This window comes from Cupriavidus sp. SHE (genome assembly GCF_000812445.1).
In the GTDB taxonomy this organism is placed as follows: Bacteria; Pseudomonadota; Gammaproteobacteria; order Burkholderiales; family Burkholderiaceae; genus Cupriavidus; species Cupriavidus metallidurans.
The window spans coordinates 1-13943 of the sequence record NZ_JWMB01000049.1; the positions used below are offsets into that span (position 1 = coordinate 1).

Below are 13943 nucleotides of genomic sequence, written 5' to 3' on the forward strand. Positions count from 1 at the left end.
AGTGTCCAGTTTGGCCTGGAACGCGTGTCCAGTTTGCGTTGGAACAGGTGCCCAGTTTGCGGCGGAGCGGGTGTCCAGGTTCGGCGGAATACGCAGTAGGTCGGCAGAAACAAAAACGGAGGCTCATGCCTCCGTTTTTGTCTATGGCTTATCTTGCGCTGCCATCATTCCTTCACGCCGCCCTTCATGATGCGAGCCTTCTCGCGATCCCAGTCGCGGTTCTTTTCCGTTTCGCGCTTGTCAAACTGCTTCTTGCCCTTGGCCAGCCCGATCTCGCATTTGACGCGGCCGCGCGTGTAGTGCAGATTCAGCGGCACCAACGTATAGCCGCGCTGCTCGACCTTGCCGATCAGCTTTTTGATCTCGTCGGCCTTGAGCAGCAGCTTGCGCGTGCGCACCGGGTCCGGGTTGATGTGGGTGGAGGCGCTTTGCAGCGGGCTGATATGGGCGCCGATCAGGAACATCTCCGCGTCGCGTACCACGACGTAGCCTTCCTTGATCTGCACGCGCCCGGCGCGAATCGCCTTGACCTCCCAGCCTTCGAGCACGATCCCGGCCTCATAGCGCTCTTCGATGAAGTAGTCGAAAAAGGCCTTCTTGTTGTCAGCGATCGTCATGCGGGAAGTGGTTCCTGAAGATAGTTGTCGCGCCGGTCTTGGGCGACAGCGTAAGTCAGCCGGGGTGGGTGCGGCGGGCGCCGGACGTGCCGTACGCGCGGCTGTCGGCTAAAATTGCGATTTTAGCAAACGCCCCGGCCCCGGCCCAGCCCGCCGGTGCCCTGTAAACCGAATACATGGCAGACGTCCATAAATCCGTCCTGCTCGGCCACTCGGCCGAACAGATGTACGATCTGGTCACCCGCGTGGAGGACTATCCCAAGTTTCTGCCCTGGTGTGGCGGTGTGGAGGTGTTCGAGCAGACTGATGCGCTGCTCGATGCCAAGATCCATATCCATTTCAAAGGGATCAAGCAGTTCTTCCACACGCGTAATGCTCAGGAACGTCCGACCCGCATTGATATGACGTTCGCCGACGGGCCTTTCAAGGTCTTCAATGGCTCCTGGCGCTTCACGCCGCTGCGCGAGGACGCGTGCAAGATCGAATTTCACCTGCATTACGAGTTCTCCAGCGTCTTTCTGGAGAAGATCATCGGGCCGGTATTCAGCGTGATCGCCAATACCTTTGTTGATGCGTTCGTCAAACGCGCCGAGGTGGTTTATGCCGACAACGCCAACAACGGCTGAGGTGGGCGGCGTGGTCCGCCTGTCCGTTTGCTACGCGCGGCCGGATACCGTGTTCCTGAAGGAATTGGATGTTCCCGCGGGGACGACGATCATCGGTGCGATCGAGGCCAGTGGCCTGACGCAAGCCTGTCCCGAGGTCGATCCGAGCACGCTGCGCGTTGGTGTCTACGGCAAGCTCAAGACGCTGGATACCCCGGTAAGGCAGGGAGATCGCGTGGAAGTGTATCGTGTGCTGACTGCCGACCCGAAGACCGCGCGGCGCAAGCGGGTTCAGAGGACGCGGGCGTCCGGCACGCGCGAGGGCCAGAAATGGCTGCGTGGAGGCGGGCAGGGCGCCTAAGAGGCGCTATCAAAATGATTCTGGCGTCGTTGCGCGACCTTGCCGTACCACTTGTACTGTCTGCGGCCGCGCGCCTAGCCAGAACCGCTTCGCTTCATTTTGATAGCGCCTCTAAGTGGCTTGTTAAGTGGCGGATGAGTGGCGGATGAGTGGCGGATGAGTGGCGGATGAGTGGCGGATGAGTGGCGTGCGGGTCGCTTTGTGTCCGGTCAGCTATTGCACTGCTGCAGCGCCTCGTTGGTGCGCGCAATCTCCGCGGCACGCTCGTCGTCGTTCAGACGCACCGGCACGCCATCCGGGCCCGCCTTCGCGGCGCGCATCCCTTGATTCAGCCCCGCCGCGTAGTTGCGCAATTCCTGGCAATTCTGTTGCCTGGCCAGTTGCTCGCGCTCCTTGGTGGCGGCTTCGAGATCCGCCTTCAAGCGCGCGTCACGTCGCTCCTGGAATTCGGTGTCCGCGTCCTTCGGCTTGGTGCCGCCGGCCTTGACGCTGGTGGGTTGCATACGCGGGGCGTCGGCCTTTGCCGGTGCGTCGCCTTTCGGCGGAGCATCGGCTTCCACCGCGTGATACATGCCCGGCGCGCGGCCCGGTGCCATGATGATGGCGCGGTCCGGTACGGACGGCGGTGGCGGCGTGTCGCTGTAGACCGTGCGACCGTTGGTGTCCTTCCATTGCCATTGGGAGAATGCGGTGCCGGGGACGGCAAGGCTTGCAGCAATCAGCAGGTACAGCACGGACGATCGGTTCATGGCGAAGGCGTCAACAGGTCGAGCGGGTTGCAGATGGGCATCAGACGCCAGTAGGGTTGACAGTGATGTGACCCGTGCGTCATGGCTCGTTAGTCTACTGAGACTTGTCGGTCGCGTGCAAGCGCACGGACCACGCCACGCCTGCCATCAACAGCATGATCGCGGCCATCTCGAGGGGCCGCGGCCAGCGATGATCGAATACAAACCCGTATGCCAGCGCGAAGAGCGTCTCGAAAACGATCATCTGACCGGACAGCGTCAGTGGCAAACGACGGCTTGAAATGTTCCAGAGGTTGTTGCCAATTAGCGACGCTCCGAGCGCCACGGCCGCATTGACCATCCAGAACAACTGCCAGTCGCGGCCGCTGTCGGGGGCGGTCAGGGTGTCGCCAAACATCGCCCAGCCGATTGCGGCGAGAACCGCCGATACCAGCCCGGTCGACAAGCCGTAGAGCGCGGACCATTCGTTGCCGCTGTAGTGCGGATTGCGCTGAAGGTAGCGGGCATTGTCGACGGCATACAGCGTCCAGCAGACCAGGGCGCCAGCCGCGCAGATCACACCGGCGATTTTCTGCCAGACGGGGCGTGCCGCCGCGCCGATCGTGGCGCCGTGCGCGCTGCCGCCCCCGGCGAAAAGATCGATGTTGATGAAGGCGATCCCGGCTGCCACCACGAGCAGTGGCGGCACCAGCCGGCGCAGCTGCACGGCGCCATGGTCACGCCGGCCCATCAGCGTGACCGAAATCGGCAGGATGCCGATGATCAGCGAGGTCGGTCCGACGCCCGCCAACTGCACGCCGAATGCCAGCAGCACGTAGTAGAGCAGGTTGCCGGTGAATGCCTGGCGCAGCAGGGCGACGCAGTCGGCGCGTGTCAGTTTGCGGGCGATGCGGCCCATCAGGGGTAGCGCTGCGACGAAGGCCACCAGACCGTAGGCCAGGTACCTGCCGATCGCGAGTTCCCAGGGGGAGAACACAGGCAGCAGCTTGGGCGCGATGAATACCATGCCCCAGAACGCCCCCGCCAACAGGCCGCATAACACCCCGATTCCCATGGTCTTCCCGCTTGGCCCCGAAGGGGCGTCTAAAAAGGAGGCCGAGATTAGCAAACGCCATGCGATAACGCATCAGCAAATCCTGCATTCCTGTATAATCTGCTTTTGCGCCTAGAGGATTCGCTATGCGTCTTGTCCAGAAAGCACTCACATTCGATGATGTGCTGCTCGTCCCGGCCTATTCGGCCGTCCTGCCCCGGGATGTTTCCCTCCGCACCCGCCTGACCCGTTCCATCGATTTGAACATTCCGCTGGTTTCCGCCGCCATGGATACCGTGACGGAAGCTCGCCTTGCCATTTCCATGGCACAGGCCGGTGGTATCGGCATCGTCCACAAGAACCTGAAGCCAGCCGACCAGGCGCGCGAAGTGCAGCGTGTGAAGCGCTACGAATCGGGCGTGCTGCGTGATCCGATCACCATTTCTCCGGAAATGAAGGTCCGCGATGTGATTGCCTTGTCGCAGCAGCATGGCATTTCGGGCTTCCCGGTGCTGGAAGGCAAGACCGTAGTCGGCATCATCACCAACCGCGACTTGCGCTTCGAGGAAGAACTCGACGCGCCGGTGCGCGCGAAGATGACGCCGCGAGAAAAGCTCGTGACCGTCGCCGAAGGCGCTCCGCTGGAAGAAGCCAAGCGCCTGATGAACCGCCATCGTCTGGAGCGTGTGCTCGTAGTCAACGGCGCGTTCGAACTGCGTGGCCTGATCACTGTGAAGGATATCCAGAAGGCCGTGGAAAACCCGCTGGCCAATAAGGATGCGCACGGCCAACTGCGCGTAGGCGCCGCAGTGGGCGTGGGTCCGGACAACGACGAGCGTGTGGAGTTGCTGGTCAAGGCCGGCGTCGACGTGATCGTGGTCGATACCGCGCACGGCCATAGCCAGGGCGTGCTGGACCGTGTGCGCTGGGTCAAGCAGAATTTCCCGCAAGTGCAGGTCGTGGGTGGCAACATCGCCACTGGCGCGGCTGCGCTGGCACTGGTCGAGCATGGCGCCGATGGCGTCAAGGTCGGTATCGGTCCGGGCTCGATCTGCACGACGCGTATCGTTGCTGGCGTCGGCGTGCCGCAGATCACCGCCGTGTCGAACGTGGCGGAAGCGCTCAAGGGCACAGACGTGCCGCTGATCGCCGATGGCGGCGTGCGCTATTCGGGTGACGTTGCCAAGGCACTGGCCGCTGGCGCACACACCGTGATGATGGGCGGCATGTTCTCGGGTACCGAGGAAGCGCCGGGTGAAGTGTTCCTGTATCAGGGTCGTTCGTTCAAGAGCTACCGTGGCATGGGTTCGGTTGGCGCGATGAAGGACGGTGCCGCTGACCGCTACTTCCAGGAAGACAACACGGCCAACGTCGACAAGCTCGTGCCTGAAGGAATCGAAGGCCGCGTACCTTACAAGGGCTCGGTGCAGGCGATCATCCACCAGCTGACCGGTGGCATTCGCGCGTCGATGGGCTACTGCGGCGCAAGCTCGATTGCCCAATGGCACGAAACCGCCGAGTTCGTGCAGATCACCGCCGCGGGGATGCGCGAGTCGCATGTCCACGATGTGCAGATCACCAAGGAAGCGCCGAACTACCATATCGATTGATTTCGATCTGGTGCCTCCCACCACGGCCGCGCTGGTTTCGTCGATGCTGACGGAGCCGCGCGGCCGCGCTGCAAAAAAGGAGCGCTCATGAAGGTATTGCTGCGAGCCGTGCTGTTCTTCGACGCCTTGTTGGACTTGCTGCTTGGCATCCTGCTGCTGGCGTCACCGTTCACCACGCTGTATGCCGCGCTGCAATTGCCGCAGCCCCAGCCGGCCCTCTTCGGGCAATTGCTTGGCGTGGCGACGATCGGACTGTCCTGGCTGCTGTTCCAGGCCACCATCAACGGCCAGTTGACCGTCGCCGTGGCGCGGACCACGGGCTATGTGAATCTGGTCAGCGCGCTGCTGGTGACCGTATGGACGCTGTTTCTCGACATTCCCGTACAAGGCGTGGGCAAGGTCTGGTTGCTAACGCTGGCAGCCGTACTGATCTTTTTTGCCATCGTGCAGATTCCCGCGGCCAAGAAGGTGCGGCTGCGTGAGCGGCAACAGGCCGAACAGGCTACGGTCGAGCGCGAAGCTGGCGCGGCCAATGGCGACTCCCCGAACAACGAACCCGGCGTGCCCCGCACGGCGCGCCCGAATGGATCCCCTGCATCTCCCGAATACCGGCGCGAGCCGGGTATCACGCCACCGCCTGGCTATGGTCCGGGCACCGAGGTGATGCCCGAACCCGATCCGGAAGCACTGCCAACTGCCAATCATGCACGACAAAATCCTCATTCTTGACTTCGGCTCGCAAGTCACACAGCTCATTGCCCGCCGCGTTCGCGAAGCGCACGTCTACTGCGAAATCCATCCGAACGACGTCACCGACGAGTTTGTGCGCGAGTTCGCGCCGAAGGGCGTCATCCTGTCCGGCAGCCACGCCAGCACCTACGAGGACCACCAACTGCGCGCGCCGCAGGCCGTGTGGGACCTGGGCGTGCCGGTGCTCGGCATCTGCTACGGCATGCAGACGATGGCCGTGCAACTGGGCGGCAAGGTGGAGTGGAGCGATTCGCGCGAGTTTGGTTACGCGGAAGTGCGCGCCCATGGCCACACGAACCTGCTCAAGGGCATCGAGGACTTCGCCACGGACGAAGGCCACGGCATGCTGAAGGTCTGGATGAGCCACGGCGACAAGGTCACGGCACTGCCGGCCGGCTTCAAGCTGATGGCCTCCACGCCGAGCTGTCCGATCGCCGGCATGGCCGACGAGGCGCGCGGTTACTACGGCGTGCAGTTCCACCCGGAAGTCACGCATACGTCGAAGGGCCGCGAGATGATCGAGCGCTTCGTGCTGGAGATCTGCGCCACGAAGGCCGACTGGGTCATGCGTGACCACATCGCCGAAGCCGTCGAGAAGATCCGCGAACAGGTGGGCGATGAAGAGGTGATCCTCGGCCTGTCCGGTGGTGTCGATTCGTCGGTGGCCGCCGCGCTGATCCATCGCGCCATTGGCGACCAGCTCACCTGCGTGTTCGTCGATCACGGCCTGCTGCGCCTGGACGAAGGCAAGATGGTGATGGACATGTTCGCAGGCCGCCTGCACGCGAAGGTTGTGCATATCGATGCCTCCGAGCAGTTCCTGGGTCATCTGACCGGCGTGACCGACCCCGAGCAGAAGCGCAAGATCATTGGCCGCGAGTTTGTCGAAGTCTTCCAGGCCGAAGCGAAGAAGCTGAGCAACGCCAAGTGGCTGGCGCAGGGCACGATCTACCCGGACGTGGTGGAGTCGGGCGGTACCAAGACCAAGAAGGCTACGACGATCAAGAGCCACCACAATGTGGGTGGCCTGCCGGAAACGCTGGGCCTGAAGCTTCTGGAGCCGCTGCGCGACTTGTTCAAGGACGAAGTGCGCGAATTGGGCGTGGCATTGGGCCTGCCGCCCGAGATGGTCTACCGTCATCCGTTCCCGGGCCCGGGTCTGGGTGTGCGGATTCTCGGCGAGGTCAAGCGCGACTATGCCGACCTGCTGCGTCGCGCCGATGCAATCTTCATCGAGGAACTCCGCAAGACGATCGCCACGGAGCAGGACGCCGCTGCCGGTCTGTGCGAAGCGAATCAGGTGGGCAAGAGCTGGTACGACCTGACCAGCCAGGCATTTGCCGTGTTCCTGCCGGTGAAGTCCGTGGGCGTGATGGGCGATGGCCGTACGTACGACTATGTCGTCGCGCTGCGCGCGGTGCAGACCACCGACTTCATGACCGCCCACTGGGCGCACCTGCCGTACTCGCTGCTGGGCCGCTGCTCGAACCGCATCATCAACGAGGTTCGCGGGCTGAACCGCGTGGTGTACGACGTCTCGGGCAAGCCGCCTGCGACAATCGAGTGGGAGTGAAATCAGGTCCTTCGGGGACTATCGCCAGCTATCGAAAAACAGCCATAACGTGTTGATTTAGAAAGAAATACGTCGCGGCGGCTATCGGTGTCAATCGCCGGCCAGCAGAAAAAGTTGGCGGTACAGCTGACGGTAGAAATCGAGGCCGGATTGATACCCTCCCATTCACTATTCAGACTTTTACCGTCTTTGACGGTAAAAATCTTCTCGGAGAAGCTTGTTTTATGCGGCTTTCCGGGCATCAGTGGGTCTCCTGATCCTTGACGGTAAAAGCCGTCAAAAAACAGGAGGAAATGCACGATGCTTACCGACGCTGCACTGCGTAATTTGAAGCCTAAGTCACGGATTTATAAGGCTTCTGACCGTGATGGGATGTACGTGACGGTATCGACCGCCGGTACCGTCACCTTCCGCTATGACTACCGTCTTAACGGACGCCGGGAGACCCTAACCCTCGGGCGCTACGGCCCTGACGGTATTTCACTGGCGATGGCGCGCGAACTGCTTTTGGACGCGCGGAAAGCCGTTCTCAAGGGCATCTCGCCCGCCATTGAAAAGCAACGCGAGAAGCGCCGCGTGGTCGCCATCAAGACCTTCGGCGCGGCGATGGACGCCTGGCTGGCCCACGCGAAATTGGCCGACAGCACCCGCGCCATGCGCAAGCACATCATCGACCGGGACATCCTGCCGGTCTTCCAGAACCGTCTGCTGATCGAAATTGAGCCTGAAGACTTGCGGGCCTTGTGCAACAAGGTCAAGGAGCGGGGGGCGCCAGCCACCGCAGTTCAGATCCGGGACATCGTGAAGCAGGTCTATGTCTACGCCATCGCCCACGGTGAAAAGGTGGAGAACCCCGCCAACAGCGTGGGGGCGGCGTCGATCGCCACCTTCGTGCCGAAGGATCGCGCCTTGTCGCCGCTGGAAATCCGGCTGATGGTGCAGCAGATGGAATCGGTGGCCACCTATCCGACCATTAAGCTGGCGCTGCGCTTGATTCTGCTGACGCTGGTGCGCAAGAGCGAACTGATTCACGCCACCTGGGATGAGGTCAATTTCGAGAACGCGACGTGGACGATCCCTAAGGAGCGGATGAAAGGACGCAACCCGCATGTGGTCTATCTGTCGCGTCAGGCGCTGGGCATCTTCGTCACGCTGCACGCCTGCGCGGCAGGCTCACGATTCGTTTTTCCCTCGCGTTACGACGCAGAGCGCTGCATGTCCAATGCGACCTTGAATCGGGTCACGCAGCTCGTGGCGGACGCCGCAAAAAGCAAAGGGCTACCGCTGCAGCCATTCACCGTGCACGACCTGCGCCGTACCGGGTCGACCCTGTTGAACGAGATCGGCTTTAACCGCGACTGGATCGAGAAGTGCCTGGCGCACGAAGACGGACGCTCGTCGCGCTCGATCTACAACAAGGCCGAATACGCCGAGCAACGGCGCCACATGCTGCAAGAGTGGTCCAACCTGGTCGACGCCTGGGGTAGCGGGCAGACCTACGTGCCCAAGTTGATGCCGGCGAACGTGACGGTGCCGATGTTGAGCGCCATAGCCTAATGTAAGGGCATGGTTGTCACTTGACAACCATGCCCTTCCTGTCCATAGTCATGGTTGCTGATGGCCGTCTCGCTCATGGGAGGCAAGACGTTGAAGACGCTCGCGGGCGAGCCGAGCGTGTGGCTCGCCCATCCAGGTGGGCGTCCGCCGCGCCCGACAGGGCCAAGGACGAGAGCGATGGAATACACCTTTACCCTGAAGTACCAGCTTGCGGACGACGACAGCGACACCGATGCGCTGGTCGAGCGCTTGGGCGAGACCGGTTGCGACGACGCCTTGATCGGCATCGGGCAGCCGGGACGCATGGCGCTGGAATTCACCCGCGAGGCGACCGATGCCGGGGCGGCCGTGCGCAGCGCGCTGGCAGACGTGCGGCACGCTGTGCCTTCGGCACAGTTGATCGAAGTCGCGCCGGACCTGGTTGGACTGACCGACGTGGCCGATATTGTGGGTGTGTCGCGGCAGAACATGCGCAAGCTGATGTTGGCCCACCCGGGCAGCTTTCCGGCGCCGGTGCATGAGGGCAGCGCATCGATCTGGCACTTGGCGGACGTGCTGGCCTGGCTGCAGGCCAAGGGCACGTATTCGCTGGCCTTGGACGTGCTGGACGTGGCGCGGGTGGCGCTGCAGGTCAACGTGGCAAAGGAGGGCCGACGGCTGACGCGGTCAGTGTCCAGGGAACTGGGAGCGTTGGTGAGCTAAGGGCCGCTCCGCGCTTCATTCCTGGCGAGAGGCCGCTCGCACAGGGCGGGTTTTTCGTAGACGGACATCGGGTTTCGAGACGCCGCCGCGCGGCGCTTGCTTGCGGGCCTCGACCCACGCTTCCACCTCGGCCAGGTCCCACACGACACAGCGCGGCGTCAGGTTGAAGCGACGCGGAAACTCGCCACGGCGCTCCATCTCGTAGATCGTAGTCTCGGCCAGCGGAACGATCTGCCGCAGTTCCTGGCGGCGAATCGTGCGACGAAACGGCAAGGTGTTGCGCTTGGGAAACTGGGGCAGTTCCTCGTAGGCGGCCGTGCCGGGGAGGGGTAGGGAGGCAGCTCGCGGTAGTCCTTCGGCACCGTCGTCCCTATTGATTTTTTGCAGCGGGCTATTCTCCATGTCGAACTCCGTGAGTGTTCGGCGTCGAAAGGTTTGCCGCCGCACGGAGTAATGGTGGCTTTCATTGGCTATCGGGGGAACTCGCTACGGCGTAGTGCGGCGTAGTGAAGGACGTGTAGTCACAAAGAAAAGGAAAAAGGCATGGCGACAGTGACGGTTTCTCCCATTCACTTCGAGGACTACAGCGGCCTTCAGTTCGAGCGCCTGGTCTTTGCGTATCACGTGCGCGCCGGCTGGCACGACTTGGTCTGGCGCGGGCAATCCGGTGGAGACCAAGGACGGGACATCTCGGGCACCGAGCCGTTTGATGACCGGCCAGCACGCAAAACCATCATCCAATGCGCGAACCGGGACACGCTGACCCTGGCGAAGGCCAAGAGCGACATGAGCAAGGCGGTCAAGGCCATCGGCGGGGTGCCGGATGCCTTCAAGTTCGTCTGCCGTGGCGCCGTGTCGGACACCGCCCGAACGCGGATCGAGCAGGCCGCAGCGTCCCTGGGCGTTGCGCACGTGACGATATGGTCGGGCGTGGAGTTCGAGGAAAACCTGCGCCTTCGCGCCGAATACCTGCTGCGCCGTTTTGTCCAGGGCATCGAATTTCCCGATGCCGAAACGGCGATCCGTGCGTTCGTGGACGACTTTCCCGAATTGACGGATGCCGATGCGCTGCAATTGATGGCGGCCGTGTTCGATCGTCCCGCCTTTCGCACGCCATTCCATCAGGAAAGCTCCCTGCCTGCTTTTCAGCAGGCCATCGAAGACACTATAGGCGCGCTGAACACCGGCGTGTGGCGGACACGCGAAGGCGACGAGATCCGGCGCATCCCATCGATCCATCATCTTCGCGATCGACGCATCCGCGCCGTATTGAACAAGGTCGTTCGTCAGGTCGATGCGCTGCGGCGCATCTTCGTGACTCGCCTCAAGGAAGGGGAGATCAAACACTGCGGCTGCGGTCAGCCGGATTGTCCGACGTACACGCTCACCCATCGCGCCGCTGGCGAACTGGATGCGGCCAGGCAGAGCATCCTGACGACGTTTCGATCGGTGTACGCGCCCTTCGATGTCAGTCTTGAGTAGCCTTAGGCGTCATTCTGACGGGCGGGGGTGATGCTGATGCTGGATGCAGGTGCATCAGCTAGATATTTGAGCCTTTTGGCATGACGGCACGTACCGCCTCCAGTGCCCTGGCATGGGATTGCTGGTGCTGTACCCATTGACCTTCTTGTTCAACGCCCTCATGCGGTGACGACGATGCCGGACTGGCTGCAGGTCATCGTGCGCGTCAATGCGATATTGCACCGGGTCTCCGCCGTGCCGAAGCTGGCGGACGTCATTGCCATCGGCGTCGATTTCTGGCTGACCTCGCTGGGCGCGGTCGTCATCGCCGCGATCTTTGCCCCGCTGACCTTGTACGCCGACATGCGGTAAGGCAACGGCTAACGGTCGGTGTCCTCGCGGACGCCTGGGTCGCGCATCCCACTTCCGTGGGATGCGCGTGCTTGCGTCGTTACCGCGGCCAGTCGTCGCTACGCAAGTTCTCGAAGAAGCTCGGGCCGACCTCGATACGCAGCGAGCCGTGGCGCCGCAGGATCTTCTGCGCGATCTCGGGCGAGGCGGCGTCCGTGAAATCCAGCAGATAGCTGTAGATCATCTCGCCGCTATTGCCGTCTCGCGGCTCGGCCTCGACATCGACCAGGTCGCCGACCTCGTGCAGCTCCAGGCCGAGCAACTCCGCGTAGGCCTGCGACGTGCTGCGCACCGGCGGCCCGTCTTCGTGGTCGTCGTCGCCCCAGTCGGTATCCAGATCAGCCTTGGTGACCTGGCAATCCACCGATCCAAAACAGTGCTGGCCCAGGCGCACCACGCTCAGCACGCCCTCCACGTTCACGATGTGGCCCGCGTAGGGCCGCTCGGTGTCGATTCCCAGGCCTACGTGCCCGGCCAGTTCGATATCGAGCGCACCGCCCACGGCGACGTCATCGAACGCGACCTCGAAATCGAAATACACCTCGTCGATGCCGTCGTAGTTGGCATTGGCCATTTCGCTATTCACGTCACTATCTTCCGTGACCGTTTGATCCACATGCTGCCGCAGAAAATCCTCGAAGGCGGCGTAGGACGCGTGGAGGCGGATATGCGGCGCGCGCTCGCCGAAGGCGGTATCGAGCAACGCGTGCAGTTGGTCGGGCGTGGTCGCCACGCCAAGCTCCGACGCACGCTGATCGAGCCGGTCGACGTCGAGTACGACGTGGTGGACATCGGCCAGATGCGCCGGTTCCTGTGAAGTCGCTTGTGCAGCCTGGTAGGCGGCAAAGGTCTTGTAGCCCAGCGCCGCCACGACCAACTGCTGCGAATGCCCGAGGGGCACGGATGGCCCTTGAGCAGCGCTGTTCTTGCGAACGGAATGGGCAAGGTCGGAAATGCCGATCGACATACGATTCTCCTGATCTCAGCGTGGCCAATCGAGCGATTACTTGGCCGACGCCCAGGCGATATCGCATGGTGGTGGCAAGAAGATGAGGAAAAGCAGTTTCAGCAGTCTTGATTGAGCCGCTCGAAGCTCAGGCGGACGAGGCCTTGACCTCCATTTTCCGCGAAAAAGGATCTGGCGGCAAGCACGTGGCGACATCGAGCTGATGGGCGTCCCCGGCGTTGCCGGTCGCGCTGTCGTGCTGCGCATCGAGCCGCCTGCGGCGTCTCGGCCCCTGCGGGCTTCCATCGCTGACGCCTACGGCCCGGATTCTCGATCCGGGCCTGCGCGCTTCGCTTGCGTGCGGTCGGCACACAGGGATGGCCGTTGCCTAGGTCACCGTCTTTCCTGACCTCATCACCTTGTCCGCGACTGTAGCCCGCGGCCGTGTGCCGTCAAGGCGCGCAGGGCCGTGTCCTCGGCTGCGCCTGCGGGCCGCACCAACCCTGCGCTTGTCTCCTTGACGGCCCCCGTCCGCGCGCTCCTGACCGTCGCGGGCGATGAACTCAGAAAAGACGGTGGCAACGAGGCCAACCGGGTTCGTCGTGCCGACCGCACCGAACAGCCGAAAGGCTGGGCTCCGAATCTAGAAATCCGGTGTGCGGTGAAAGCCAACCCTTCTTTCTTTGTCAGGAGAAATCACCATGCAACTCGCCTCTCGCTTCGCTTCCCGTTCGCCGGTGCTGCGTTCGGAACGCCCCTTGTCCGATGACCAAATCCGCGCCGTGGCCCCGTCCATCTTCGCGGACGCCCCGCACGAAAGCCGTTCGCAGCGGTACAGCTATATCCCCACCGCCAGCGTGCTGCAAGAGCTGCGCGGGGAGGGCTTCGAGCCCTTCATGGTGTGCCAGACCCGCGTGCGCGCCGACGACCGCCGTGACTACACCAAGCACATGATCCGGCTGCGCCATGCCAGCCAGATCAACGGCCGCGAGGCCAACGAAATCATCCTGCTGAACTCCCACGACGGCACGAGCAGCTATCAGATGCTCGCCGGCATGTTCCGCTTTGTGTGCCAGAACGGCCTCGTTTGTGGCGACACCGTGGCGGACGTGCGCGTACCCCACAAAGGCGATGTGGCCGCGCAGGTCATTGAAGGCGCTTACGAAGTCCTGCGCGGCTTCGACCGAGCGCAGGAATCCCGCGATGCCATGCAGGCAATCACGCTGGATGCAGGGGAATCGGAAGTCTTCGCCCGCGCTGCGCTGGCGTTGAAGTACGACGAGGACAAGCCCGCGCCCATCACGGAATCGCAAATCCTGATGCCGCGCCGTCACGACGACAGCCGCCGCGACTTGTGGAGCGTGTTCAACCGCACGCAAGAAAACCTCATCAAAGGCGGCCTGTCCGCCCGTGCCGCGAATGGTCGCCGCCAGACCACTCGCCCGGTGCAAGGCATCGACAACGGCATCCGCCTCAATCGCGCCTTGTGGCTGCTGGCCGATGGCCTGCGCCAGTTGAAAGCCTGAATCCCAACGCGGCAGGGGCAGGCAGCAGCCCTTGCCGCTTCT

The 13943-nt window shown here is 62.8% G+C and carries 16 protein-coding genes; 10 read left to right on the top strand and 6 right to left on the bottom strand.

The window, feature by feature from the left end; translation table 11 throughout:
* Positions 1-164 precede the first annotated feature (164 nt).
* Positions 165-617, bottom strand: a complete 453-nt coding sequence (smpB, locus tag RN01_RS23050) for an SsrA-binding protein SmpB (RefSeq protein ID WP_008652065.1) — start codon at positions 615-617, stop codon at positions 165-167.
* Positions 618-793: 176 nt separating this feature from the next.
* On the opposite strand from smpB, the gene RN01_RS23055 reads away from it, so the two are divergent.
* Together RN01_RS23055 and RN01_RS23060 are read left to right on the top strand one after the other, a co-directional pair.
* Positions 794-1243 carry a type II toxin-antitoxin system RatA family toxin gene (locus RN01_RS23055; RefSeq protein WP_017513699.1) on the top strand — a complete coding sequence of 150 codons (450 nt, stop codon included), beginning with the start codon at positions 794-796 and terminating at the stop codon, positions 1241-1243.
* Positions 1218-1583, top strand: coding sequence for an RnfH family protein (locus RN01_RS23060; protein ID WP_024569799.1), 366 nt, complete (start codon positions 1218-1220; stop codon positions 1581-1583). Before RN01_RS23055 ends, RN01_RS23060 begins: the two co-directional genes overlap by 26 nt.
* 209 nt (positions 1584-1792) lie before the next feature.
* Here RN01_RS23060 and RN01_RS23065 read toward each other — a convergent pair whose 3' ends face one another.
* A complete protein-coding gene (locus RN01_RS23065; RefSeq protein ID WP_017513701.1) occupies positions 1793-2332 on the bottom strand; it encodes a DUF4124 domain-containing protein in 540 nt (179 codons plus the stop codon).
* Positions 2333-2426: 94 nt separating this feature from the next.
* Positions 2427-3386, bottom strand: a complete 960-nt coding sequence (locus RN01_RS23070) for a DMT family transporter (RefSeq protein WP_024569798.1) — start codon at positions 3384-3386, stop codon at positions 2427-2429.
* A gap of 125 nt (positions 3387-3511) precedes the next feature.
* Here RN01_RS23070 and guaB point away from each other — a divergent pair, with 125 nt between their 5' ends.
* From guaB to guaA, 3 genes are all read left to right on the top strand, one after another.
* Positions 3512-4975, top strand: coding sequence for an IMP dehydrogenase (gene guaB / locus RN01_RS23075; RefSeq protein WP_011516210.1), 1464 nt, complete (start codon positions 3512-3514; stop codon positions 4973-4975).
* 87 nt (positions 4976-5062) lie between these two features.
* A complete protein-coding gene (locus RN01_RS23080; protein WP_017513703.1) occupies positions 5063-5704 on the top strand; it encodes a hypothetical protein in 642 nt (213 codons plus the stop codon).
* Positions 5679-7298 carry a glutamine-hydrolyzing GMP synthase gene (gene guaA / locus RN01_RS23085; RefSeq protein ID WP_011516212.1) on the top strand — a complete coding sequence of 540 codons (1620 nt, stop codon included), beginning with the start codon at positions 5679-5681 and terminating at the stop codon, positions 7296-7298. The genes RN01_RS23080 and guaA overlap by 26 nt, the downstream gene beginning before the upstream one ends.
* A gap of 2 nt (positions 7299-7300) precedes the next feature.
* Here the strand turns inward: guaA and RN01_RS34375 are convergent, their stop codons facing one another.
* Positions 7301-7597, bottom strand: a complete 297-nt coding sequence (locus RN01_RS34375; protein ID WP_167351968.1) for a hypothetical protein — start codon at positions 7595-7597, stop codon at positions 7301-7303.
* A 1-nt stretch (position 7598) separates the two neighbouring features.
* Here RN01_RS34375 and RN01_RS23090 point away from each other — a divergent pair, with 1 nt between their 5' ends.
* Together RN01_RS23090 and RN01_RS23095 are read left to right on the top strand one after the other, a co-directional pair.
* Complete coding sequence (locus tag RN01_RS23090) at positions 7599-8855, top strand: tyrosine-type recombinase/integrase (protein ID WP_024569797.1); 1257 nt, start codon at positions 7599-7601, stop codon at positions 8853-8855.
* Between the two features lie 177 nt (positions 8856-9032).
* On the top strand, positions 9033-9557 hold the full coding sequence (locus RN01_RS23095) for an AlpA family transcriptional regulator (RefSeq protein ID WP_017514569.1): 525 nt from the start codon (positions 9033-9035) through the stop codon (positions 9555-9557).
* 15 nt (positions 9558-9572) lie between these two features.
* Here RN01_RS23095 and RN01_RS23100 read toward each other — a convergent pair whose 3' ends face one another.
* Entirely contained in the window at positions 9573-9959 is a 387-nt protein-coding gene (locus tag RN01_RS23100) for an AlpA family transcriptional regulator (protein ID WP_017514570.1), read from the bottom strand.
* A gap of 141 nt (positions 9960-10100) precedes the next feature.
* On the opposite strand from RN01_RS23100, the gene RN01_RS23105 reads away from it, so the two are divergent.
* Both RN01_RS23105 and RN01_RS34045 read left to right on the top strand, forming a co-directional pair.
* On the top strand, positions 10101-11039 hold the full coding sequence (locus tag RN01_RS23105; protein WP_017514571.1) for a hypothetical protein: 939 nt from the start codon (positions 10101-10103) through the stop codon (positions 11037-11039).
* Between the two features lie 174 nt (positions 11040-11213).
* Positions 11214-11390: a hypothetical protein gene (locus tag RN01_RS34045; protein ID WP_017514572.1), complete on the top strand. Its 177-nt coding sequence runs from the start codon at positions 11214-11216 to the stop codon at positions 11388-11390.
* Between the two features lie 79 nt (positions 11391-11469).
* Here RN01_RS34045 and RN01_RS23115 read toward each other — a convergent pair whose 3' ends face one another.
* On the bottom strand, positions 11470-12396 hold the full coding sequence (locus RN01_RS23115; RefSeq protein WP_017514573.1) for a hypothetical protein: 927 nt from the start codon (positions 12394-12396) through the stop codon (positions 11470-11472).
* A gap of 680 nt (positions 12397-13076) precedes the next feature.
* Between RN01_RS23115 and RN01_RS23120 the strand changes: the two genes are divergently transcribed.
* The gene (locus RN01_RS23120) at positions 13077-13901 is read left to right on the top strand and encodes a DUF932 domain-containing protein (RefSeq protein ID WP_017514202.1); all 825 of its coding nucleotides are present in this window, start codon (positions 13077-13079) and stop codon (positions 13899-13901) included.
* The last annotated feature ends 42 nt before the right edge of the window (positions 13902-13943 follow it).

Coding starts and splice junctions, on each gene's coding strand:
- RN01_RS23090 (WP_024569797.1), top strand. CDS start 7,599: ATGCTTACCGACGCTGCACTGCGTAATTTGAAGCCTAAGTCACGGATT.
- RN01_RS23105 (WP_017514571.1), top strand. CDS start 10,101: ATGGCGACAGTGACGGTTTCTCCCATTCACTTCGAGGACTACAGCGGC.
- RN01_RS23115 (WP_017514573.1), bottom strand. CDS start 12,396: ATGTCGATCGGCATTTCCGACCTTGCCCATTCCGTTCGCAAGAACAGC.
- RN01_RS23065 (WP_017513701.1), bottom strand. CDS start 2,332: ATGAACCGATCGTCCGTGCTGTACCTGCTGATTGCTGCAAGCCTTGCC.
- guaA (WP_011516212.1), top strand. CDS start 5,679: ATGCACGACAAAATCCTCATTCTTGACTTCGGCTCGCAAGTCACACAG.
- RN01_RS23080 (WP_017513703.1), top strand. CDS start 5,063: ATGAAGGTATTGCTGCGAGCCGTGCTGTTCTTCGACGCCTTGTTGGAC.
- RN01_RS23070 (WP_024569798.1), bottom strand. CDS start 3,386: ATGGGAATCGGGGTGTTATGCGGCCTGTTGGCGGGGGCGTTCTGGGGC.
- RN01_RS23060 (WP_024569799.1), top strand. CDS start 1,218: ATGCCGACAACGCCAACAACGGCTGAGGTGGGCGGCGTGGTCCGCCTG.
- smpB (WP_008652065.1), bottom strand. CDS start 617: ATGACGATCGCTGACAACAAGAAGGCCTTTTTCGACTACTTCATCGAA.
- guaB (WP_011516210.1), top strand. CDS start 3,512: ATGCGTCTTGTCCAGAAAGCACTCACATTCGATGATGTGCTGCTCGTC.
- RN01_RS23120 (WP_017514202.1), top strand. CDS start 13,077: ATGCAACTCGCCTCTCGCTTCGCTTCCCGTTCGCCGGTGCTGCGTTCG.
- RN01_RS23055 (WP_017513699.1), top strand. CDS start 794: ATGGCAGACGTCCATAAATCCGTCCTGCTCGGCCACTCGGCCGAACAG.
- RN01_RS23100 (WP_017514570.1), bottom strand. CDS start 9,959: ATGGAGAATAGCCCGCTGCAAAAAATCAATAGGGACGACGGTGCCGAA.
- RN01_RS23095 (WP_017514569.1), top strand. CDS start 9,033: ATGGAATACACCTTTACCCTGAAGTACCAGCTTGCGGACGACGACAGC.
- RN01_RS34045 (WP_017514572.1), top strand. CDS start 11,214: ATGCCGGACTGGCTGCAGGTCATCGTGCGCGTCAATGCGATATTGCAC.